This window comes from Pseudomonas luteola NBRC 103146, from assembly GCF_002091675.1.
Classification (GTDB): domain Bacteria; phylum Pseudomonadota; class Gammaproteobacteria; order Pseudomonadales; family Pseudomonadaceae; genus Chryseomonas; species Chryseomonas luteola.
In genome coordinates, this window is record NZ_BDAE01000008.1 from 36,694 (window position 1) to 58,714 (window position 22,021).

Here is a 22,021-nt window from a genome sequence, read left to right on the forward strand (position 1 = left end):
GCGCCTGCGCCTAGCCACAACAGGCATAGGAGCCGCAACCAGGCGAGCTGAACCGTGGAGTTGCCCAACGATAGGCGTTGGGCAACTCGTTACCTTCGAACGTCATGAACTCCATACGGGCCGCAAGGGAGCCATTTACCAGGCGCATCCACAGCTCGGCTGGAAGCGTGTTGAAGTAGCTGTCCATATCCGACTGCGACTGCCATTGGCCATACACCAACCAGCAGTTTTCCTCTTCTGGCGATGGCATGACGGTAAAGGTGAGACACGTCTGCCCTGGATAAGGCAATTCCCTGAGACATGCCCTGAGGGCTGCGGAGCGCCCGGTACGGGCATGGATCAAGAGCAACGATATATAAGGCGATGCGGACATGAGTCCTCCTCCGAGATGAAGTGCCATGGGATGAAACCAGAAGCCCCTTAATAAGGGCTCGCGGTCGGCCTGACGATAATCTCGCTTACGTCCACTTCAGCAGGCTGTTCAATTGCAAACGCAATGGCGCGCGCGATGGACTCCGGTGAAATAGCCCCTCGGCGAAACGCGTCCATGGCTGCCTGAGCGGTTGGATCGGTGATGGTGTCAGCCAGCTCAGACTCCGTTACCCCGGGCGAGATTACAGTGACGCGGATATCGGCTCCTACCTCCTGACGCAACCCTTCGGAAATGGCCCTGACGGCAAACTTGGTTGCACAGTAAACCGCGGCAGTAGGACTGACAGCATGCCCGCCAATCGAAGACAGATTGATGAACTGTCCGCTACGCTGCTGTTGCATGACCGGCAAGCCCGCCGCAATCCCGTGGAGCACGCCCCGAATGTTTACATCGATCATGCGATTCCATTCGTCAACCTTGAGCGCTTCAAGCTTGGAAAGCGGCATTACACCCGCATTGTTGACCAATACATCCAGACGTCCGCCCTGCTGCTGAGCGAACTGCACAAACGACTCCATATCCTCCAATGCGGTAACGTCGAGCCGGCGGTAGTCAGCCTTGCCGCCCTGCGCCCTGATTTCAGCTACCAGGGTCTCAAGCCGCTCTGTACGACGCGCCCCTAGAATGACGAAGCAGCCCTGTGCCGCCAGATACCGTGCGGTTGCTTCGCCAATGCCACTGCTTGCGCCGGTAATTGCGATGACCTTGCCTTCTAGACCTTTCATACGAATCTCCTTGCCTGTCAGTGAGGGCGGCCGGTGTTGCCGCGTTAGTGACAAGGCTAGAGCCGAAAGGCATTCAGACGTTAGACGGATCCTGCTCGCTTCTTGCCTGATCCTGCACGGAGAAGAATGCAGTGGGCCAGGGAGCGCCTGTCCAACACGATTATTCGCGCTCTGCAGGCAAGGTTGGACTACGCTGGCTTTCACAATCCTGCGGACCGCGGGCATACCATGACAGGATCAGGCAAGAAGTCAGCAGAATTGATATAACCCTGCATTGCCATTTTTGGTTATCGTGACGCCTGACTTGATCGGTACGCCTGTGCACGCCGATACAATGGGAACCGCAAGCTTCAGGGGATCAGCATGGACTGTGTAACGCATGAATCCACTCATAGTCGAGACACGCTTCTGCAGCAGGAACTGGCAGCGCTGATCGATCAGCTTACGTTGACAGATGGCGCTCATACCACCCGGATCGACGGTCTCTGCCTGATGCGTGCAAGCCAGCCCTCAGACCCTGTGCATGGGATCAGCAACCCCAGCTTTTGTGTCATCGCACAAGGTCGCAAGCAGGTTACGCTTGGCGATGAATGCTTTACCTATGACCCGCTGTATTACCTGGTGGGCTCCGTCTCGCTTCCTGTAACTGGCCAGATTATCGAGGCTACCCCCGAGCGCCCCTATCTCTGTATTCGGATCAACCTGGACCCGGCAGAAATTACCCGCCTGATAGCCGACGCCGGCCCGACAGGTGTCCCCGTCGTACCAGCCCACCGGGGCCTGTACGTCGAGCGCGTGGATAATGCCATGCTCGATGCCGTGACTCGACTGGTTCGTCTCTTGCACACCCCGCGTGACGCGGCAATGCTGGCCCCTCTGGTGCTACGAGAGATCTATTATCGGTTACTGCGTAGCCCCCAGGGATATCGACTGTACGAAATGGCAATAACGAACAGCCAAACCCACCGTGTGAATCGCGCCATCAACTGGTTGAATCAGAACTACATCGAACCGTTGAAGATCGATGAGCTTGCCCGGCGCGTCAATCTGAGCCCTTCAACGCTGCATCATCGCTTCAAGGCGGTGACTGCGATGAGCCCACTGCAATATCAGAAGCAGCTACGCCTTCAGGAAGCCAAGCGCCTGATGCTCCATGAGGGCATCGATTGCTCGTCGGCAGCGCACCGGGTGGGTTATGAAAGCCCCTCCCAATTCAGCCGCGAATACAGCCGGTTATTTGGAGCACCACCCATGAAAGATATGGCCCGCTTAAGAGCGAGCGCGTAGTAACACCTGACGTCCTACCGCCCGCACTTAGAACCTTGCGCGCACATAGCACGGCAGACTACCCCGGCGGGATTAGACCTTTGTCTAACCAACAGCAATGACCTATCGGTCAAACCCAGCATTTCTCTGCTCCGCTCTTATCAATCAGGTCATTACGCCACTATAGGGCGCTTGTACCCTGGCTTTGAGCTTAATCGACACCCTTAAAAGCTTGTAAGAGAATGTTTCCAGCGAAGGGTTTCCTTACAGGAGTCTTGGCGAAACTCGTAAGATACGACAACTTACCGCCTCCAAGAAAAAGGCGTCGTTGACATCGCAGGTAAGCACTGTTAAAAATTTCGCCATCTAGTCGTATGATGTCTTACGACTCAAAATAATACTAATAACTAGGAAACTGACATGGCGACCAGTTCTGTAGAGAATCAGCGTTTGAACCGTATCCTTCTCACCGGCGCCGCAGGCGGTCTCGGGAAGGTACTCCGCGAAGCCCTCCGCCCTTACGCTGAAGTGATTCGGCTTTCCGATATCGCCAACATGGCACCCGCCGAAGGCCCCCATGAAGAAGTCGTTCCATGCGACCTTTCTGACAAAGCCGCCGTCGATGAACTCGTCAAAGGTGTAGATGCGATTCTGCATTTTGGCGGGGTTTCGGTTGAGCGTCCTTTCGAGGAAATCCTGGAAGCCAACATCAAAGGCGTCTTCCACATTTACGAAGCGGCACGCCGCCATGGCGTCAAGCGTGTCATCTTCGCCAGCTCGAACCACGTCATCGGCTTTTACAAGCAGACCGAACGTATCGATGCCAGCTCGCCGCGCCGCCCAGACAGCTACTACGGGCTGTCCAAATCCTATGGTGAAGACGTCGCCAGCTTCTATTTTGATCGCTATGGCATCGAAACCGTCAGCATCCGTATCGGCTCCTCCTTCCCCGAGCCGCAGAACCGCCGCATGCTGGCTACCTGGCTGAGCTACAACGATCTGACCAATCTGATCGCCCGCTCCCTGTTCACGCCCAATGTTGGCCACACCGTCGTGTTTGGAGCCTCCAAGAACCGTGACGTATGGTGGGATAACCGCCTGGCCGCTCACTTGGGCTGGGAGCCACAGGACTCCTCCGAGCAGTTCCGCGAGAAAGTCGAAGCAGAGCCGGCTCCGGCGGCGGATGATCCGTCCATGGTGTATCAGGGCGGTGCTTTCGTCGCCTCGGGTCCGTTTGAATAAGTACGCCGTTGCTTGCGATGGATCAGGACGATCGGACTGAACAAGAGAGATAAGAATGATGCAAGCTGAACTGATTCTGGATGCCCGCAACGGTACGGGAGAAAGCCCGGTCTGGAACCCACGGGAACAGGCGCTCTACTGGGTCGATATCCCTGCTCGTACCCTCAACCGCTGGAGTGCTGCCGATGGCAGCACCCGCGCATGGCTGGCTCCGGAAATGATCGCCTGCGTGGCACGCTATGACGGCAGTGACACTGCATGGTTGGCAGGCCTTGAGAGTGGTCTGTTCAAGGTAGAGATCTCCGACGGAGACACCTTGCAAGCCACAGCCCTGGCCAACGTGACGCACCCGACCGGAAACATGCGTTTCAATGATGGACGCTGTGACCGCCAGGGTCGCTTCTGGGCGGGAACCATGGTCATGGATATGGCAGCTGCAACACCGGCGGGAAAGCTATACCGCTTCCCTGAGCAACACTCGACCGCAGCCAATGGCCTGACCCCGATTCTGGAAGACCTTATCGTACCCAACGGCTTGGGCTTCAGCCCGGACGGCCGGACCATGTATCTGTCCGACTCGCATCCCAATGCACAGCTGATCTGGGCATTCGACTACGACACGGATACCGGCACCCCTCACAATCGCCGCCTGTTCGTTGATATGAATAATCATCCAGGCCGCCCTGACGGCGCCGCGGTGGATGAGGACGGTTGCTATTGGATCTGCGGTAATGATGCTGGCCAGATCCATCGCTTTACCCCGGATGGGAAGCTGGATCGTTCGCTGACCGTACCGGTAAAAAAACCGGCCATGTGCGCCTTTGGCGGACCGGGCCTGGATACGCTGTTCGTCACCTCCATCCGACCTGGCGGTGATCTATCTGATCAACCTCTGGCGGGCGGTGTGTTTGCCTTGAGGCCTGGCGTGAAAGGCCTGGAAGAGCCGACGTTCAGAGGATAGAACAACGCCTTCTACTACCGCTGTACTCCTCATAACAAAGATAAGATGTACTAAGGAGTTATCTCATGAATTTCAAACGTAACCTGTTGGCCGCTGCATGCTGTGCGCTTCTGACTCCCGCGATCGCACTGGCTGATATCACCCTGAAGTCTTCGGACGTTCACCCGGCGGGCTACCCGACGGTCGTTGCCGTCGACAACATGGGCAAGAAACTCAAGAAGGAGACCGACGGCGAACTCAGCATTCGCATGTTCCCCGGCGGCGTCCTGGGTAGCGAAAAGGAAGTAGTCGAGCAGGTTCAGCTGGGCGCGATTCAGATGGCTCGCATTTCCATCGGCTCGGTAGGCCCGGTAGTGCCGGAAGTCAACGTGTTCAACCTGCCCTTCGTCTTCCGCGACGAAGCGCATATGCGCAAAGTGATTGATGGTGAGGTAGGCCAGGAGTTGCTGGATACCGTAACCAACTCCAACTTCAATCTCGTGGCCCTGGGTTGGATGGATGGCGGTACTCGCCATCTGTACACCAAAAAGCCGGTGCGCAAGATAGAAGACCTTGGCGGCATGAAGATCCGTGTAATCGGCAACCCGATCTTCATTGACACCCTGAACGCCATGGGCGGCAGCGGTATTGCGATGGCAACCGGTGAGATCTATAGCGCCTTGCAGACCGGCGTGATTGATGGCGCGGAAAACAACCCGCCTACCATGGTTACGCAGAACCATTTCCAGGTAGCCAAGTATTACACCCAGACAGGTCACCTGATCCTGCCGGAAATGCTGGTCATGTCCAAGGCCACCTGGAACAAGCTGACGCCGGATCAACAGACGCTGGTCAAGAAAACTGCACGCGAAGCGCAGATGGAAGAGCGTGAGCTGTGGGACAAGTACAACGCGGAAAGTGTCGCCAAGTTGAAAGCTGCCAACGTTGAGTTTATCGAAGTTGACCGCAAGCCTTTCTATGACGCCACCGCGCCGGTACGTGAAAAATATAGCCAGCAGTACGGACCCAAATTCGCCGAGCTGGTCAAGCGTGTTGAAGCGGTGCAATAAGGCCTGACGGCCATTACAACAACAACCTGACATGCCCTGCTCGCTCCGAGGTCTTCTCGCAGCGAGCATGCGGCCGCTCGGAGCTTTTCATGAAACATGCTCTTCTGCGTGTCAACGATGTCATCTATACCCTCTGTGTCTGGATAGCGGGCCTGTCAATTCTTGTCATCTCGCTCATCATTCCGTGGGGTATTTTTACCCGTTACGTAATGGGAACCGGTTCATCCTGGCCGGAGCCTATCGCCATTCTGCTCATGTCCATTTTCACGTTCATTGGCGCAGCGCCCAGCTACCGTGCCGGTGCGCACATGGCTGTGGCAATGTTTACCGATCGTCTTCCGCCACTGCTCAAGAAATACGATGCCGTTCTGGTCAATCTGCTGATGACTGCCATCAGCCTCTTCATGACGATCTGGGGTATCAAGCTGTGCATGGCGACCTGGTACCAGTTCACCAGTGACCTGGCCTGGCTCCGGGTAGGGATTGCTTATTCCCCTATTCCCATCGGAGGCGCGCTGACGCTCTGGTTCGTACTCGAGAGAATCATCTTTGGTGATCAAAGCCATCGCCGCGTCGTGCAATACGACACGGTAGAAGAAGCCGCTGAAGGAGCTGCCTGATATGGACGCGTTCGTATTATTAGGCAGTTTCATACTGCTGATTCTGCTGGGCATGCCGGTTGCCTACGCACTGGGCCTAGCGGCGCTCGTCGGTGCCTGGTGGATTGATATTCCGTTCGATGCGCTGATGATTCAGGTGGCTGGGGGTATCAACAAGTTTTCCCTGCTGGCCATTCCCTTCTTCGTACTGGCGGGGGCCATCATGGCCGAAGGAGGTATGTCGCGGCGGCTGGTGGAGTGTGCCAACGTACTGGTAGGCTTCATTCGCGGCGGGCTGTCGCTGGTCAACATCCTGGCTTCGACCTTCTTTGGTGCAATTTCCGGCTCCTCCCTGGCGGATACCGCCTCGGTAGGCTCGGTACTGATTCCGGAAATGGAAAAGAAGGGCTATCCGCGTGACTATGCCACTGCCGTTACGGTCAGCGGCTCGGTTCAGGCGCTGCTGACTCCACCCAGCCACAACTCCGTCCTGTACTCGCTGGCTGCGGGTGGCACTGTTTCCATCGGCTCGCTGTTCATCGCCGGCATTGGACCGGGGCTTCTGCTCAGCGCCATCATGATGCTGATGTGCCTGTTCTTCGCCAAGAAGCGCAATTATCCCAAAGGTGAAGTCATTCCCATGAAGCAGGCGCTGAAGATCTGCGTCGAGGCGCTCTGGGGCATGATGACCATGGTGATCATTCTCGGTGGCATTATCTCCGGCATCTTTACAGCAACGGAATCTGCTGCGGTTGCCGTACTGTGGGCATTCTTCGTGACAATGTTCATCTACCGCGATTACAAGTGGAATGAACTGCCCAAGCTCATGCATCGAACCGTACGTACGGTCTCTGTGGTGATGATCCTGATTGCCTTTGCCTCAAGCTTTGGCTACATCATGACGCTCATGCAGATTCCGGCACAGATCACCGGCGCCCTCATGACCATTTCGGAAAACCGTTATGTAATCCTGATGTGCGTAAACATCATGCTGCTGATCCTGGGTACGGTAATGGATATGGCTCCGCTAATCCTGATCCTGACGCCTATCCTGTTACCGGTCATGATCTCCATTGGCGTAGATCCCGTGCATTTCGGCATGATCATGCTGGTCAACCTGGGTATCGGTCTGATCACCCCACCGGTAGGCGGCGTGCTGTTCGTGGGCGCAGCTGTAGGCAAGGTGACTATCGAGCAAACCGTAAAGGCGCTGCTGCCGTTCTATGTAGCCCTGTTTGCTGCCCTGATGGCCGTAACCTATATCCCCGCAATCTCTCTCTTCCTGCCCAGCCTGATGGGTAACTGAACCATCGCATGACTGCTGGTCTCATCGAGACCAGCAGCCCCTCTCTACTGCCGACTGGCAGCTCATCGGATCACCCCTGCAATTCGCTTCGTTTCCCTGCAATTTTTTCTATAGTGAACGTGCCATTATTGATAGCCTTTCAGTACGTTACTGCCTGCATTAATGGCCTGAGCCTGTTGAACCTATAAGAACGATAAAGCCCCACCTGGAGGATGCCTTGATGCAACATGCCGAACGGCTGCCTGCCGCTCTCATCGATGAGGGGCAGTATCGTCTGCTCGTGGAAGCCGTTTCTGACTACGCGATTTTCATGCTGGATCCGGACGGTTTCGTAGCAAGCTGGAATCCCGGCGCTCGCCGCTTCAAAGGGTACGAGACAGCAGAAATCCTCGGCCATCACTTTTCGTGTTTCTATACCGCTGAGGACTTGCTGACCGGCCTGCCCGGTCGGGCACTTGAGCAGGCCCGCTGTGAAGGCCGGTTCGAGCAGGAAGGCTGGCGTGTACGCAAGGATGGCACACGCTTCTGGGCGCATGTCGTAATCGACCCTATCCGTAACGCACAAGGCACGCTGTTGGGCTTTGCCAAGGTGACGCGCGACCTTACCGAGCGAAAGGCGGCGGAAGACGCCTTGAGAAAAAGTGAAGAGCAGTTCCGCCTGCTGGTTCAAGGCGTCTCCGATTATGCCCTCTACATGCTGGACCCGACCGGTCAGGTGACCAGCTGGAATGCCGGTGCCGAGAGGATCAAGGGCTACACCCCACAGGAAATCATCGGTCAGCATTTCTCACGCTTCTACACCCCTGAAGATCGGGAAGCAGGCCTGCCGCATCAGGGGCTGGAAACGGCTCAACGTGAGGGTCGTTTTGAAAAGGAAGGCTGGCGAATCCGCAAGGACGGTACACGCTTTTGGGCCAATGTTGTCATCGATGCAATAAGGGACGACAACGGCACCCTCCTCGGCTACGCCAAGGTCACCCGTGACATCACCGAGAAACGGGAAACCCACCTGGCTCTGGAGCAAGCCCGGGAGGCCCTGTTCCAGTCACAGAAGATGGAAGCCCTGGGCCAGCTGACCGGTGGGATTGCCCACGACTTCAACAACCTGCTCATGGTGTTCATTGGCTGCCTTGAGCTGGTTCGCAAGCGTGTGCCGGATGATCCCAAGGTTACACCGCTGCTCGACAATGCCATCCAGGGCGCACAGCGAGGCGTGTCTTTGACCCAGCGCATGCTGGCCTTCGCACGCCGTCAGGAACTGAATCCGGAGACCATTGAACTGCCTACTCTGGTCCGCGGTATGGCCGAACTGCTTCAGCGCTCTCTGGGCCCGTCGATCAAGATCGAAACCCGCTTTCCGCTGCTTCTCAGACCCGCCCACGCCGACACCAATCAATTGGAGCTGGCCCTGCTCAACCTGGCCATGAATGCACGAGACGCCATGCCAGAGGGCGGCTCCATCATCATCTCGGCCCGTGATGAACTGATCTCCCAAGGCCATCCCAGCCACTTGAAACCGGGGGCCTACGTCTGCCTATCGGTACAGGACACCGGCCAGGGAATGGATGAAGACACATTGTCCCGCGCCATGGAGCCTTTCTTTACCACCAAGGGCATCGGCAAGGGAACGGGGCTTGGACTGTCCATGGTGCACGGCCTTACCGAACAATCCGGTGGCAGGCTCATTCTCAAAAGCCGGCTGGGCGAAGGTACTACAGCCGAAATCTGGTTACCCGCCGCACACGTATCTGATGCAGGCATGCAGACCACTGACGACTCCCTACCCACGCCCTCAACAGACAAACCCGAAAATACCTTTCATATCCTGGTGGTAGACGATGACCCACTTGTTCTGACCAGTACCGCTGCCATGCTGGAAGACCTGGGAAACACCGTTTACAAGGCCTCCAGTGGTGCCCAGGCGCTTGATATATTGAGGAAGGCATACCCTCTTGTGGACTTGGTCATTACCGACCAAGCCATGCCTTACATGAGCGGCACTCAATTGGCAGAGGCCATACGGGCTCATTGGGCGGAGCTTCCCATAGTGCTCGCATCAGGCTATGCCGAATTGCCAGCGACGCTTTCGGTTGATCTGCACAAGCTAGCTAAGCCCTTCCGCCTGGAAGAGCTGGCCAGGGCCATTGATCAGGCCATGCGTCCGGACGCCATAGCCTCGGCTTGATGCTCCCACGCCGGGTGGCCATCGCGCACCCGGCCTTCCATCGGCTCGATACCTTTCAATAGAAACTCCACACCAGCGAAACAGCTCCTATAAAACGTATCCGAATCAATAACCTGATCTGGATTACCACCCCCTTCTCAGCTCATACCTCATTCGCCTTAACCTGACATGGCAAGTATCGCCTCACATTCAGCAGGAAGCCGCACAGTCGAATAGAGCATTAAATCTGTCTTGCGGAGTTATCTATGGATGCTCAGTGTGAAGTTTGTTATTCAATTTTCCCTCCAATCGAGAATCCCAACCGAAGCGGGATGCTTCAGGTTGACGACACCCATCAACTCTATTGGGAGGAGTCCGGCAATCCTGAGGGGTTACCCGTCGTCTATCTGCACGGCGGGCCTGGCGAAGGGGCCCCGCCCTCCAAGCGCCAATTCTGGGACCCGGACTATTACCGCATCATCCTCTTCGATCAGCGTGGCGCGTTACGCTCCACTCCCCTGGCCGAGGTTAAAAACAACACGACCCAGCATCTGATCGACGACATCGAGACCTTGAGGGAGATGCTCGGCATTGACAAATGGCTTGTCTGTGGCGGCTCATGGGGAACCACCCTGGCACTTGCTTATGGTGAAGCCCATCCTGAGCGTTGCTTAGGCTTTGTCCTGCGTGGCATCTTTCTGGGCACAACCGATGAGATCAACTGGTTCGTTTACGGTATGCGCCTGTTTTTCCCAAAGGTCCATGAAGACTTCGTCAAATGGCTGCCAGAAGAAGAACAAGGTGATCTGCTGGAAGCCTACAGCAAGCGGGTGATTTCCGAAGACGAAGACATCCGGAGGGAGGCAGCCCGTTACTGGGTAAAGTATTCCGGCAGCTGTGCGCTGCTGCGCCATGATCCTGAAGGCGTTGAAGAGCAAGCCGCTGACGATACGACCATGATGGGCATGGGTATCCTGGATCCGTATTACTTCAAGCACAGCATGTTTCTGGAAGATGACCAGTTGCTTCGTAACATTGACCGTATCAACCACCTGCCGTGCGCCATTGTGCAAGGTGGGCACGATATGATCGCAACGCCTCATGCTGCCTATCGGCTGCACAAATCCTGGCCAGGCTCCGTGCTGAACATGGTGCCTGATGCAGGCCACTCACCAATGGAACCCGGAACGCTGAGTGGGCTGATCCAGGCGTTCGAGGTCTTCAAGAAGACCGGCGACTTCCGCCAGCCTTGATAGCTCTGTCACGACACAGATACCGCTGGAGCGCTTGCAATAGACCACGCCACACAAGACCTGTGGCGTGGTCGAGGCTGCTGGCAGGGTTTGCCGCACTGGCAACCACACGGCAGACCTTTCCAGAGAGCAGTTAGAACATCAATCCATACCCCATCGGGTACAGAGGTTTGCGGTTGCCTTCCTGGTTGGTGGAGTGACGGTTGATTACCTGTTCCATGGAAAGCGGCAGATCAAACGGTAGCTTGCCTTTGAAGCGGGTCGGATTGACCACTGCGTCCAGAAGGATCTCGTCAGACACACCAAAATTGCCGATAAGGGCGCCTACCTTTCCCTGAAGCTTGGTCAATATGGCCGGACGATCCAGGTACACACTTACAACGGTCGGTACACCTTTCGCGCTGGCAGCCTTGATCTGGATAAGGTCTGGATTGTCCTCCGGGTAGTCCAACGAACCCTCATGCTGCGTGCTTCCGAACAGATAGTTCGGATGTAACAGCTCGTAAGGCGCTGAGGAACGCATGATGGCAACGTCAGCCTTGTCCAGCGAATCCACGACATTGAGGCCGGCTTTTTGCGCCGCCGTGGCATCGACGTTATAAAGGTAAACGTTTCGTCCCTGGCCAATAGGCAGCAACTTGCTGTTCTTCAGCAGTACCAGCGAGTTCTTTTGCGCGTCATTTGCCAGTTGCTGATGCTCTGCACTGCCTACAACCTCGGCGGCCCTGCTTTCATCCACATACGGATTTTCGAAGAGCCCCTGCTCGAACTTTTGCTTCATAATGCGGGTGACCGCCTCGTCCACGCGACGCTCAGAAACGAGCCCCTGCTTGACCGCACTTACTACAAGACTGCTGTCATCCACTCCGCCAAGCTGGTCGACCCCGGCGTTGATAGCCTTGGCGGTACGCTCAAGCTCTGTCAGCGACTCGACCCCCCAGGGCATTCCCAGCGAGAACGGCTCACCCGGCTTGCTGCCGTTCTGGCAAGCTTCGTTACAGTCTTTGGTGATCAGCCAGTCGCTCACCACGACGCCCTTAAAGCCATAGCGGTCCCGCAGGAGATCCTGCAACAGGAAGCGATTGAATCCTGCTCCCACCTGCTCTTCGATCGGCCGTCCTTGGTGAGAGGCGTTCTGCAGAATCGAATAGGTCGGCATGACGGAGCCTACATTCGCCTCGAATGCCCCTATGAACGGAACAATGTGCTGGCGAATGTCCTTGCCGTAGAAGTCCGCGTATTTGCCATAGGCATTGTGGCTGTCCCAGCCATCCTTCGCCTCTCCATAGCCTACCCAGTGCTTGACCACAGTCACCACACTGCCAGGGTTTAGGAAATTGCCATTCTGCATGCCTTGAACATAGGCGCGAACCAGACGCTTGGCCAACTGGGCATCTTGTCCGAAGGTACCACTGCCACGGGGCCAACGCGGCTCGGTATAGAGATCCGCCTGCGGAGATAGCGCCACGTTGATGCCTACCGCGCGATACTCATCGCGTACGACCTCGGCGAAGGTTTTGACGACCTTAACGTCCCCAATGGCGCCCAACCCCAAGGCTTCCGGCCATTTGGAGAACGAACCGGACTGGTTGCTGGCGCCTGGTGTGTAGAGGAAAGAGTTACGGGGGTCGGTGCTGATGCTCAGGGGAATCGCCAGCCGCGATTGTTCAGCCAGAACTTGCAGCGCATTGTTCTGTTTGGCGAAATTCTCGGGGTCTGTATCCAGGCGCGTGATATAGGTGTTTACCTTCTTGGTTTCGATCGTCTTGGCAATCGCCTCCTGATCATAGACGGCACCGCCACCCAGCCCACCGGCATCCGCTACGGTCGGAAAGGTGCCATGCATCATGGCGCCTGCCTTCTCCTCAAGCGTCATCCAGGTGACCAGGTTGCGGGCACGGTCCTCGGCAGGCAGTCGCCAATCCTCGTAACGATCCAGCCGACCGTTACGGTTCATGTCCTTGAACTGCAAGCCGCCCACCGTTAGTACAGGCAGGTCTTTCTGCTCAAGTGTTACACCGTGCGAAGAAATACCTTGCGCCGAGACTCCTGTCGCCAGTGTGGCTAAGCTGATTAAAGCAGCGGCCTTTTTCATCGAACCCTCTCTTTTCCTTGTTATTGGTTAACGTAGCGCACTAATGATCTAGGGCACTGGAACTATAGAGCAGGTTTTACGAATCCGCTTGCTAACCGCACCGATTTGTCTGGCGCAGGTATTTCAACAAGCTTATCTATGCCTTGGCGCGCCCCAGAATCTGGTCCATTACCCTGTCCGTCTTGACGGCTTCCCGCGCCAGCGCAGCGTAGTCACGCTCACCTCGAATATGCGCATTCATACCCAGCACGTGGTACCACTGGATATGCTCAGGGTGCTGGATGTACTCGCTGACAGTTTCTTCAGCGTCCAGCCGGACCGGTTCATCGCCAAATATTGAAAAGAGAATACGCCCCCGACTGCCAATGATTTCGACTCGATCTTCATGGCGGTCAGCCACAAAATTCCAGCACCCCATGCCGAGCGCGCCGGATGAGAAATGCCAGCTTGCAACTACTGCATCTTCCGCCGCATAGAGCCCTGCCTGTCTTGCGGTGAAACCGCTTACGGCCACGATATCACCCAACAGGTACTGGAAAAGGTCAAGGCCATGACTGGCCAGATCGGCAAAGTATCCACCCCCTGCGACAGCCGGGTCGGTTCGCCAGTTGGCCTGCTGCTCCAGATCTTTTTGCGAAGGTGGCTTTATCAGGCTCCAGGTCAGCTGCCTGACCTCGCCAATATGGCCCTGCGTCAACCATTCGCGTACCCGCTGAAACCGGGGCAGTGACCGACGGTAATACGATACGAAAAGATGGCGACCCGCCTTGTCGAATGCCTGCTGCATCTCCTCGCTCTGCGTACTGCTGAGCGCCATCGGCTTTTCGACACAGCAATGTTTGCCTGCGGTGGCCACCTGCATGCTGTAGGCATGATGGCTGTCGGGAGGCGTTGCGATATAAACAGCGTCCACGTCTGGATCATCGATCAAGGCTTGCGCATCGGTGTATATCCGCGCAATGCCATGACGCGCCGCATAATCGGTGACTGCCTCGGCACGGCGGCCCATCACCGCTACCAGCGCAGAGCCAGGCGCCTTGTAAAAGGCTGGCCCGCTTTTCCGCTCCGTCACATCCCCACAGCCAATCATTCCCCAGCGCACAACATCCATAAATTCTCTCCCGTTCAAGGAATCAATAGGTTCGGCACCTTTTTCTCTTGTCTTCGTGCGATACGACCACGCAGACTCAGGACTACCGTATAAAACAGGTGTGTCGGAATAGTAGTCACTGCATCCTATGCTGCGAACTGTTAGTTGGTAACGGCGCGGTGACAAACCGTCTGCCCAGGCATACAGCACGTTCGGCATAGACAATCCATCCGCAACAAGAAGCGAGCCACGATGACCAGCAGCCAACGCCCGGTAGCGGGCCTCTCCCTACCTAAACCCATTATCGAGCGGGCCGAAGCCCTTTTGCAGCAAGGTGGTCGTCGCCTGCTGGGAATCGCTGGCCCACCGGGTGCTGGCAAGTCGACCGTGGCAGATCTGCTGGCGGCTGAGCTGGGCACGCGAGCATTGGTCGTACCCATGGACGGCTTTCATCTGGCCAATCGGGAGTTGGCTCGCCTTGGCCGCGCGAAACGCAAAGGGGCACCGGATACATTCGATGTGTATGGATACCGGGCCCTGCTGGAGCGTCTCAGGCACCAGCAGGCAGACGAAACGGTCTACGCGCCCTCGTTTCATCGTGACATCGAGGAAGCCATTGCCGGATCGATTCCAGTCTCATCCGAAGTATCGCTGATCATCAGTGAGGGAAACTATCTGCTACTTGATGAGGGCCCCTGGCAACCCGTGGCCGAACTGTTCGACGAGTGCTGGTACGTTGCTGTCGACCCTGATGAGCGCCGTACCCGGCTGATCGAGCGCCATATGCATTTTGGGCGAAGCCGCGAAGCTGCTCAGGCCTGGGTTGAGCAGACCGATGAGCCCAACGCTCTGCGTATCGACCAGTACAAGGATCGAGCCCATCTTCAGATTCCCTGGTCTGATGGACCGGCCCGGTCAGTGAGCTGCGTAATGAATCAAGGACCTGGCTGATGCGTTTCAGACAGGCCCTTGAGGCAGTAGTCACTAGAATAACATCCCCAACAAAGACGCTTTGACCGCCGCCTCCGCCTTATTGGATGCATGAAGTTTCCGCATGGCATTTACCAAGTGAAACTTAACGGTACGCTCGTCGATATTAAGAATCAGTCCAACTTCGATATACGTCTTGCCTACGGCTGTCCATTTGAGAACTTCCCGCTCACGGCAAGTTAGTTCACTCGTACATTCAGGCATGGTTTTCGGAGCCAGAAAACGCACCATTGAAGAATGAACAAGCGTAGTCAGCCATATAAGCTTGGCTTCTTTTTCGTCGAGTTCTGTAACGGTAAGTTTTTCCGAAGAACGAACCAGCGACAATAGCCCCATCGTCCCAAACTGCCCTCGCGACGACAGGCACCAGCCATGCCGAATGTCATGCTGCATCGCCTCTTCCCAGAAATCATGCTCCACCGCTGGTTGCTCCGCTGACCAGATCAGAGGGGACTGTTCCCGGATACCGTGCCGTACGGTTGGGTCGATACAGTAATAATTATTAGCTACATACTTACTTTTCCAGGCATCAGGAAATGTTGTAAGAAGTTCTATTTTTGGGCTAGAAACAGGAAGTGGCGCCTGAAGGCCATAAGAACAGAATTGAAACCCCAGACCTGAAATGATCTTTCCAAGCTCACTGAACAATTGATGTTCGGATTTAGCCGCGGAGCATAAAGAGAGATAATCCTCACGCCAGTCTTTCACATTACTTCAACCCTTGTAAAAGATGCCCAAATGGGCAGTGGTTTGTTTCTAACAGGCTCCGTACCATCATCTATTGGTGATGACTTAATTATTGCGAAACAACTTGTAAGGTGATGAATCTTGGTCGATTTAGGTATTCTTTCGTCGCATCCCAAGGGCGCTGCCATGTCTTTATTAGCACCAGATCATTTCATCCGCATGTCTTACAAGGAGTTCAGCGACGTCACCTTTTACCAATACATGGCCTGGATGGACATGGATCTCGTCGAAGAGCTGCACAGCCTTGGAATAGACGCCGCTTCTGCCGGATTTTGCGAATGGGCCAGTACGACACATTCACCCTCCATCAGCATTGGCTGGACCTGGTTCAGACAAAGTTCAATTGGAAGCCCCTACCTTGCTCCCGGTGGAATCAGCACCAATCTGATGCTGCGATGTGCAACCGGTTACGATCTGGGACCACGGGCTACAGAAGAACTACTAATATCCTGGCTCTCTCGACAAAACTGGCAGTCCGGAATTCCAGTCACCTTATAAGCAGACCTGTCCAGATGGGCAGCTGTCCAAAAAAACGTCGCTCTCTTGTAATGGAGTAAAGACACTTACGGAGATGCGATATGCTTAATATGGTAACAGGGACGGTTAAAGATTTAAAACCGGCCATGGCACAGGCCCTTTCGGTATATCGATACAACATTTTTGTTGAAAAGATGGGTTGGCCTCTCGAGTGTCAGGAAGGTAACGAACAAGATGAGTTCGACCGTGAAGACACCCTTTATGTAGTGGCACATGACAGCAACAACGAAGTCTGTGGCTGCGCCCGCTTACTGCCTACCCATAAACCGTATCTGCTGGGTGAAGTCTTCCCCGAACTAATGGAAGGCGCGGCCTTACCGCATTCTTCCGATATTTGGGAGCTGTCTCGCTTTGCCTTGAGCACCCCCAAAAATAAAGTATTAACCGCTGCGCAATCATGGCAAAACAACATCGCTTTGATGTCAAAGGTAGTTGATGCTGCAAGTGCTCGGGGAGCGCACCGCCTGATCGCTTTTTCCGCCGTGGGCAACGAAAGACTACTCAAACGTGCCGGCCTGAATATTCACCGTATTTCCAAACCACATCTTATTGATAACAAACCGGTCGTCGCTTTCTGGATAGAAATCGACAACCAGACAAGAAATGCATTAGGTCTTCAATAAAACGACCTGATTGCCATGCGTGCTTAATAAAAAGATGGATAGACCAATCAATAAAAGGACGTTGATAAAAAGGCCCTAGTTTGGCTTTAAAAACACATCAGGTGATCCCTGCCTTTCAACACCTGAAAGCCAGCTTGACCTTGAATATACGCTTCCCAATCATTTAGATGACTTAAACTCATGACTCAGGCAATCAGATCTTATTCCAGCCGTACAGCAGACAAATTTGTCGTCCGTCTTCCTGGACGTCAGCAGAACGCCTTGATTTCATTGATCGCCGATAACGCAGCGACAGCAGCACGCGAATAGGCACTCTTATCCGGGCCTGTCTTCCGCCATAAAGGCGGGTCCGGATCTTTTCAGTTACAGCCCAAGGCTTACCCCTACACCCCAGTACCCCCGTCCCTCGTTCATCCCCTCTAAAAACAAGCGAACCGCAGATGACAACAGCACCGCATTATCTATAATTGGATTCTGCCTTTGCTCTCTTCTTGTCATCTTTAACAGGCTGCAATGTTTGCTTGCTTCTTCGCCCTTGCGTGCCTGTATGTTCAGAGGCTTTCGCCATGCGCGTCTTTTACTTTCTCTTGATTCTTACCACTGGTCTTGCATTTCTCTGGTTATCACTCTCTGATATCCCCGGCCTTATCACGTTCTCGTGAATACTTCTGGTGCCTGCTTTATCAGGCGCCAGGCTAACCTCACCTTAAGCACCACCTGACCGTAGCGCACGATGTTGCTGATAGCGCCCCAGCAACGTACCTATCGCGACAACGATCAGCGCGCCTGTTACACCTGCTGCGTAATGCGCCCATGAAGGCAAGGCAGGCAGGCTGGTATCGGCCACCGCCATTCCACCCGCAATCCAGCCCAACAGCGCCGCGCCCAATTTGATGATGATTGGAAAACGCTCCATCAGGCGCAACACCAGCTTGCTCCCCCAAATAATGATCGGGATGCTGACCACGATTCCAAAAATGACCAGTTCGAGCTGGCCATGGGACGCCCCTGCCACCGCCACAACGTTATCCAGGCTCATAAGCGCATCTGCCACGATAATGGTCCAGATAGCGCCCAGCAGTTTCGGGCTTGCCTTTAAATCAGCATGTTCGTCCTCACCCTCGGGCAGCATCAGTTTTATACCGATCCAGGCGAGCAGCAGCGCACCAACTAGCTTGAGATAAGGCAACGTCAGCAATTCAAGAGCAAAAAAGATCAATACGATCCTGAGCAGGATGGCACCGAGCGCGCCACCCAGAATGGCTTTATTTCGCTGCGCCTCGGGCAGTTTTCGACAGGCCAGTGCAATTACCACGGCATTGTCGCCACCCAAGAGGATATCGATCAGGATGATCTGTCCAACAGCAAGCCAAAGATCAGGATTATTCATTAGCTCATTCAATATTATCTCCCTTGAAACAAGGACAGCCGCAACGTACCGAGCCAGAACACGCGAAGTCTGCCGGTGAGGATTTACACCCCTTGTGGAGCCTCAATGTATCCAAAGGTTTCATGAAGAAGTGCAGACGACCGGAAAGAACGCCTGCTGCCGAGGTCATACGCCTATCCCTACAACGCATCGTGGATGACATTACCGCTACAAGGAGCTCTTTTGGAACCGCTGAAAATCGCCACATTCAATGTGAATGGCCTGCAGGCACGACGTGCTCATCTGCTCGAATGGCTACACCGTGAATCCCCTGACATTGTGTGTTTGCAGGAATTGAAAATGGCTGATGCCAGTTTTCCTGTCGATGAGATCCAGAATGCCGGTTACGGTGCGTTATGGCAGGGCCAGAAGTCCTGGAATGGAGTGGCTATCCTGGCAAAGGGCGAAACGCCCCAGGAAAGTCGACGCGGCCTCCCGGGTAATGAGAACGACCCCCAGAGCCGTTATCTGGAAGCGGTCGCTCATGGAGTCGTCGTGGGTTGCCTGTATCTTCCCAATGGCAATCCACAACCAGGTCCTAAATTTGACTACAAGCTGGATTGGTTTGAAAAGCTAAATGCTCATGCTGCCCAGCTGCAGGCAAGTGGTCATCCGGTCGTTCTTGCGGGCGACTACAATGTCATTCCTACAGATGAGGATATCTATAGCACGCGCTCCTGGCAGAAAGATGCGTTATTGCAACCGGAAAGCCGAGCCTGCTTCGAGCAGCTTCTAGAACAAGGCTGGACCGATGCCCTGCGCACCTGCCACCCTAACGAGCGCATCTATACATTCTGGGACTATTTCCGCCAGCATTGGCAGAAAAACTCGGGCATGCGTATCGATCATCTCCTGCTCAGTGCATCACTCGCGCCACGCCTGCTGGATGCCGGTGTAGACCGCTGGGTACGTGACCAGCCCCATGCCAGTGATCACGCTCCTACCTGGATTACGCTCAAGGCTCCATAGTCGAAGACACGATCCGGTCATGGACACCATGCTACATTCGGGATCTATCCATCGCCGCAAAACAGACCGTGACTCAGCCTACCCTCCTATCGGACCGTTTGCTATTAAGCCCGCTCCTGCCAAGTGATGCGCCACGCATTCAGTTGCTGGCCAATTCGCCCTTGATTGCCGATGTAACGGCGCACATTCCCCATCCGTATCCCGATGGATTGGCCGAATCATGGATCGCTACTCACATCGCTCGCTGGGAAGCCGGCGAGCTGGCTGCCTTTGGCATTCGATTGAAACAGACAGAGCAGCTGATTGGCGTCATTTCGCTGAATCACATCCGTGACCGACGCGCTATCGTTGCCTATTGGATCGGCGTGGATTACTGGAATCAGGGATACGGCTCCGAAGCCTGCAAGGCTATTACAGACTTTGGCTTTCAAACGCTGGACCTGATTGAGGTGCGCGGCAATCACCTTGCGCGCAATCCTGCCTCAGGCAGGGTTCTGGTCAAGAGCGGCTTCGAGTATTTGTTTTCTAAACCCGCTTCACTAGGTTTGAAAACGGAAGACGAAATGATGATGTTCTATCGTCTCACCTGTAGCCCACAAGGTGAGGCAATCAGCGTCTAAACGGATGCCCTCCGGGGCAGACCGGACGGCATCCGTGTTAGAGGTCAATGCGCTACTTCGTCGAGTTCATTGCTTTTGATCCGCGTCAGCCGCCCTTCGAACAGGCGATACACCTGATCGGCCACATCAATCAGTGCAGGCCGGTGCGATACGGCAATTATGGTAATACCAGGAGTCAGCGCTTTCAGGGTATGGCTGATCGCGGCTTCGGACTCAGGATCTAGCGCACTGGTAGCCTCATCTAGAATCAACAAACGAGGGTTATGCGCCAGGGCACGGGCAATAACGATACGCTGACGCTGCCCACCCGAAAGACGTCCGCCCCGCTCCCCTACGACAGCATTCATACCGCCCGTGAGCTTTTCCACGAACTCCCATGCTCCGGCCTGCTTCAGCGCCCGCTCGGCATCAGCAGCCGTAAGTTCGGGATCACCCAGCGTAACGTTAGCCAGAACGGTGTCATGCAACAGTAAGGTTTCTTGCGGCACATAGCCAATCAGGCGACGCCATTGGCGCTTGTCGAGCTCCTCAATCGGAACACTGTCGATCAGGACACGTCCAGACTGGGCAGCCAGCAGCGCACATATCAGATCCAGAATAGTGGTCTTTCCCGAGCCAGACGGCCCTATAAGGCTGGTGAATGTTCCGACCGGAATAGTAAGGTCCACCTCGCTCAGGATCGGTTTGCTTCCGTAATGAAAGGACACCTGCTCGAACACGATAGCGCTTTTCAGAGACGGTGTGCGGGTGCCGCCATTGGGCTCAGCATCCGCCAGCGCCGCGTTGATGGAATCCTGTAACGCCCAATAGGCGCTCTCCTGTGCGGCCATCCGATGATAGCGCTGCTGTGCCTTGTGAAGCAGACCCAGTACCCGCACCACCAGAAAAATGAGCACCATGACAGACGACAGAGGCAGCTTCCAGACCACCAGCGCCGCATACAACCCAGCGGCTGCCAGGATGGCAAGCATGGGCTCCTGAAGCGCACGCAACGCTTCACGGCTCATGACCTCACGTTCCATCGCCTTGTTGAGCTCGGCTGCCTGATGGCGAAGCAGCGAATCGGCAATGTCATAACGCGCCATGGCTTTGAGCGGCTTGACCGACCCCAGCGTATCGGTCAGATGAGCCAGCAGCTCGCGCATGAGACTGGTCTGACTCTTGCCGGCGCGTCGGGACGTCTTTACCAGGCGCTGCAGGGCCATCAGGAGAAAACCTCCAAGGATGAGCGAAACCAGCGTTGCCTTCCACGAAACGATGAACGCAATGACGGCATACACAACCGCCTGAATGACCAGCGCCAACATGTTGGCCGCATGCTCATACCCTGTCGAGGCACGATAGGCTTCGGTCGCTACAGCATTGGCCAGCGCACCGGCAGGCTGACGCAGGTAATATTCCCAGCGACTCCCCAGCAACGCACGAATCAGATCGATTCGAAGGTCGGTGGCCACATGGGCTACGGCATAACCGACCTGACGGTTACCCAAGAGTACCAATGTACTGCTCAGCGTCAGCCCAACAACGATCACGACCAGCATCGTTACCAGCGTAGGCTCAAGACCCACCAGCCCAAGGACATGAATGACCTTATTGGCCAAGTCAGAATGCGCCTGATCACCCAGGGCAATGGAGAGTAGCGGCAGTAAGGTCGTCAAGCCGACCCCTTCCGCGATACCTGCCAGCAGCAGGCTTATCAACATCAGAAACGTACGCACCGGGTAAGCCCGGCCGTAAGCAAAAAGAATCCGCATGGTATATCCGTTAGCGATGGGCTCGGTTAACTGGATAGGGAGCGCACGGCTCGACCTATCGCCAGACTACAAAAGGGGTAATCCAGCTCCGTATCCCTGTGAGCCTATAGCTTGGTTCATAAACTTTCGATCTGCCTTACCCCTGTAAAAGCGGCGTAAGGCAGACACG

At 55.3% G+C, this 22,021-nt stretch carries 20 protein-coding genes; 13 read left to right on the forward strand and 7 right to left on the reverse strand.

Going from position 1 to position 22,021, the window contains the following annotated elements:
* Positions 1-10: 10 nt before the first annotated feature.
* Both PLU01S_RS11190 and PLU01S_RS11195 read right to left on the reverse strand, forming a co-directional pair.
* Positions 11-373, reverse strand: a complete 363-nt coding sequence (locus tag PLU01S_RS11190) for a putative quinol monooxygenase (protein ID WP_074825536.1) — start codon at positions 371-373, stop codon at positions 11-13.
* A gap of 47 nt (positions 374-420) precedes the next feature.
* Positions 421-1,158, reverse strand: coding sequence for an SDR family oxidoreductase (locus PLU01S_RS11195; protein ID WP_074825534.1), 738 nt, complete (start codon positions 1,156-1,158; stop codon positions 421-423).
* 363 nt (positions 1,159-1,521) lie between these two features.
* Here PLU01S_RS11195 and PLU01S_RS11200 point away from each other — a divergent pair, with 363 nt between their 5' ends.
* The 8 genes from PLU01S_RS11200 (at position 1,522) to pip (ending at position 10,998) form a co-directional block, all read left to right on the forward strand.
* On the forward strand, positions 1,522-2,445 hold the full coding sequence (locus tag PLU01S_RS11200) for an AraC family transcriptional regulator (RefSeq protein WP_010798156.1): 924 nt from the start codon (positions 1,522-1,524) through the stop codon (positions 2,443-2,445).
* Between the two features lie 399 nt (positions 2,446-2,844).
* Positions 2,845-3,666, forward strand: coding sequence for an NAD-dependent epimerase/dehydratase family protein (locus PLU01S_RS11205; protein ID WP_010798155.1), 822 nt, complete (start codon positions 2,845-2,847; stop codon positions 3,664-3,666).
* Between the two features lie 58 nt (positions 3,667-3,724).
* Entirely contained in the window at positions 3,725-4,627 is a 903-nt protein-coding gene (locus PLU01S_RS11210) for an SMP-30/gluconolactonase/LRE family protein (protein WP_074825603.1), read from the forward strand.
* A gap of 65 nt (positions 4,628-4,692) precedes the next feature.
* Positions 4,693-5,676 carry a TRAP transporter substrate-binding protein gene (locus PLU01S_RS11215; RefSeq protein WP_074825531.1) on the forward strand — a complete coding sequence of 328 codons (984 nt, stop codon included), beginning with the start codon at positions 4,693-4,695 and terminating at the stop codon, positions 5,674-5,676.
* A gap of 89 nt (positions 5,677-5,765) precedes the next feature.
* Positions 5,766-6,296 (forward strand): TRAP transporter small permease, encoded by a 531-nt coding sequence (locus PLU01S_RS11220; RefSeq protein ID WP_074825528.1) that lies wholly within the window; start codon positions 5,766-5,768, stop codon positions 6,294-6,296.
* A 1-nt stretch (position 6,297) separates the two neighbouring features.
* Entirely contained in the window at positions 6,298-7,581 is a 1,284-nt protein-coding gene (locus tag PLU01S_RS11225; protein ID WP_010798151.1) for a TRAP transporter large permease, read from the forward strand.
* 220 nt (positions 7,582-7,801) lie between these two features.
* Positions 7,802-9,766, forward strand: a complete 1,965-nt coding sequence (locus PLU01S_RS11230) for a hybrid sensor histidine kinase/response regulator (protein ID WP_074825526.1) — start codon at positions 7,802-7,804, stop codon at positions 9,764-9,766.
* 245 nt (positions 9,767-10,011) lie between these two features.
* Positions 10,012-10,998 carry a prolyl aminopeptidase gene (gene pip, locus PLU01S_RS11235; protein ID WP_074825524.1) on the forward strand — a complete coding sequence of 329 codons (987 nt, stop codon included), beginning with the start codon at positions 10,012-10,014 and terminating at the stop codon, positions 10,996-10,998.
* Positions 10,999-11,131: 133 nt separating this feature from the next.
* On the opposite strand, the gene PLU01S_RS11240 is transcribed toward pip, so the two are convergent.
* Together PLU01S_RS11240 and PLU01S_RS11245 are read right to left on the reverse strand one after the other, a co-directional pair.
* A complete protein-coding gene (locus PLU01S_RS11240; RefSeq protein WP_074825522.1) occupies positions 11,132-13,093 on the reverse strand; it encodes a glycoside hydrolase family 3 protein in 1,962 nt (653 codons plus the stop codon).
* Positions 13,094-13,229: 136 nt separating this feature from the next.
* Complete coding sequence (locus tag PLU01S_RS11245) at positions 13,230-14,204, reverse strand: Gfo/Idh/MocA family protein (protein ID WP_074825519.1); 975 nt, start codon at positions 14,202-14,204, stop codon at positions 13,230-13,232.
* Between the two features lie 231 nt (positions 14,205-14,435).
* On the opposite strand from PLU01S_RS11245, the gene PLU01S_RS11250 reads away from it, so the two are divergent.
* Positions 14,436-15,134, forward strand: coding sequence for a nucleoside/nucleotide kinase family protein (locus PLU01S_RS11250; protein ID WP_074825517.1), 699 nt, complete (start codon positions 14,436-14,438; stop codon positions 15,132-15,134).
* 33 nt (positions 15,135-15,167) lie between these two features.
* On the opposite strand, the gene PLU01S_RS11255 is transcribed toward PLU01S_RS11250, so the two are convergent.
* Positions 15,168-15,881: a LuxR family transcriptional regulator gene (locus PLU01S_RS11255; protein WP_074825515.1), complete on the reverse strand. Its 714-nt coding sequence runs from the start codon at positions 15,879-15,881 to the stop codon at positions 15,168-15,170.
* Positions 15,882-16,001: 120 nt separating this feature from the next.
* Here PLU01S_RS11255 and PLU01S_RS11260 point away from each other — a divergent pair, with 120 nt between their 5' ends.
* Both PLU01S_RS11260 and PLU01S_RS11265 read left to right on the forward strand, forming a co-directional pair.
* Complete coding sequence (locus PLU01S_RS11260; protein WP_083397884.1) at positions 16,002-16,418, forward strand: DUF4902 domain-containing protein; 417 nt, start codon at positions 16,002-16,004, stop codon at positions 16,416-16,418.
* Between the two features lie 80 nt (positions 16,419-16,498).
* The gene (locus PLU01S_RS11265) at positions 16,499-17,080 is read left to right on the forward strand and encodes an acyl-homoserine-lactone synthase (protein ID WP_074825513.1); all 582 of its coding nucleotides are present in this window, start codon (positions 16,499-16,501) and stop codon (positions 17,078-17,080) included.
* 706 nt (positions 17,081-17,786) lie between these two features.
* On the opposite strand, the gene PLU01S_RS11270 is transcribed toward PLU01S_RS11265, so the two are convergent.
* A complete protein-coding gene (locus PLU01S_RS11270) occupies positions 17,787-18,482 on the reverse strand; it encodes a TerC family protein (protein ID WP_074825511.1) in 696 nt (231 codons plus the stop codon).
* 210 nt (positions 18,483-18,692) lie between these two features.
* On the opposite strand from PLU01S_RS11270, the gene PLU01S_RS11275 reads away from it, so the two are divergent.
* Positions 18,693-19,478, forward strand: a complete 786-nt coding sequence (locus PLU01S_RS11275; RefSeq protein ID WP_010798139.1) for an exodeoxyribonuclease III — start codon at positions 18,693-18,695, stop codon at positions 19,476-19,478.
* A 68-nt stretch (positions 19,479-19,546) separates the two neighbouring features.
* Positions 19,547-20,098, forward strand: a complete 552-nt coding sequence (locus PLU01S_RS11280; protein WP_074825509.1) for a GNAT family N-acetyltransferase — start codon at positions 19,547-19,549, stop codon at positions 20,096-20,098.
* A 44-nt stretch (positions 20,099-20,142) separates the two neighbouring features.
* On the opposite strand, the gene PLU01S_RS11285 is transcribed toward PLU01S_RS11280, so the two are convergent.
* Positions 20,143-21,852: an ABC transporter ATP-binding protein gene (locus PLU01S_RS11285; RefSeq protein WP_074825507.1), complete on the reverse strand. Its 1,710-nt coding sequence runs from the start codon at positions 21,850-21,852 to the stop codon at positions 20,143-20,145.
* Positions 21,853-22,021: the final 169 nt, after the last annotated feature.

What these genes read in the sequence shown, in the direction of transcription:
- PLU01S_RS11190 (WP_074825536.1), bottom strand. Translation starts at nt 373, where the DNA reads ATGTCCGCATCGCCTTATATATCGTTGCTCTTGATCCATGCCCGTACC.
- PLU01S_RS11195 (WP_074825534.1), bottom strand. Translation starts at nt 1,158, where the DNA reads ATGAAAGGTCTAGAAGGCAAGGTCATCGCAATTACCGGCGCAAGCAGT.
- PLU01S_RS11200 (WP_010798156.1), top strand. Translation starts at nt 1,522, where the DNA reads ATGGACTGTGTAACGCATGAATCCACTCATAGTCGAGACACGCTTCTG.
- PLU01S_RS11205 (WP_010798155.1), top strand. Translation starts at nt 2,845, where the DNA reads ATGGCGACCAGTTCTGTAGAGAATCAGCGTTTGAACCGTATCCTTCTC.
- PLU01S_RS11210 (WP_074825603.1), top strand. Translation starts at nt 3,725, where the DNA reads ATGCAAGCTGAACTGATTCTGGATGCCCGCAACGGTACGGGAGAAAGC.
- PLU01S_RS11215 (WP_074825531.1), top strand. Translation starts at nt 4,693, where the DNA reads ATGAATTTCAAACGTAACCTGTTGGCCGCTGCATGCTGTGCGCTTCTG.
- PLU01S_RS11220 (WP_074825528.1), top strand. Translation starts at nt 5,766, where the DNA reads ATGAAACATGCTCTTCTGCGTGTCAACGATGTCATCTATACCCTCTGT.
- PLU01S_RS11225 (WP_010798151.1), top strand. Translation starts at nt 6,298, where the DNA reads ATGGACGCGTTCGTATTATTAGGCAGTTTCATACTGCTGATTCTGCTG.
- PLU01S_RS11230 (WP_074825526.1), top strand. Translation starts at nt 7,802, where the DNA reads ATGCAACATGCCGAACGGCTGCCTGCCGCTCTCATCGATGAGGGGCAG.
- pip (WP_074825524.1), top strand. Translation starts at nt 10,012, where the DNA reads ATGGATGCTCAGTGTGAAGTTTGTTATTCAATTTTCCCTCCAATCGAG.
- PLU01S_RS11240 (WP_074825522.1), bottom strand. Translation starts at nt 13,093, where the DNA reads ATGAAAAAGGCCGCTGCTTTAATCAGCTTAGCCACACTGGCGACAGGA.
- PLU01S_RS11245 (WP_074825519.1), bottom strand. Translation starts at nt 14,204, where the DNA reads ATGGATGTTGTGCGCTGGGGAATGATTGGCTGTGGGGATGTGACGGAG.
- PLU01S_RS11250 (WP_074825517.1), top strand. Translation starts at nt 14,436, where the DNA reads ATGACCAGCAGCCAACGCCCGGTAGCGGGCCTCTCCCTACCTAAACCC.
- PLU01S_RS11265 (WP_074825513.1), top strand. Translation starts at nt 16,499, where the DNA reads ATGCTTAATATGGTAACAGGGACGGTTAAAGATTTAAAACCGGCCATG.
- PLU01S_RS11285 (WP_074825507.1), bottom strand. Translation starts at nt 21,852, where the DNA reads ATGCGGATTCTTTTTGCTTACGGCCGGGCTTACCCGGTGCGTACGTTT.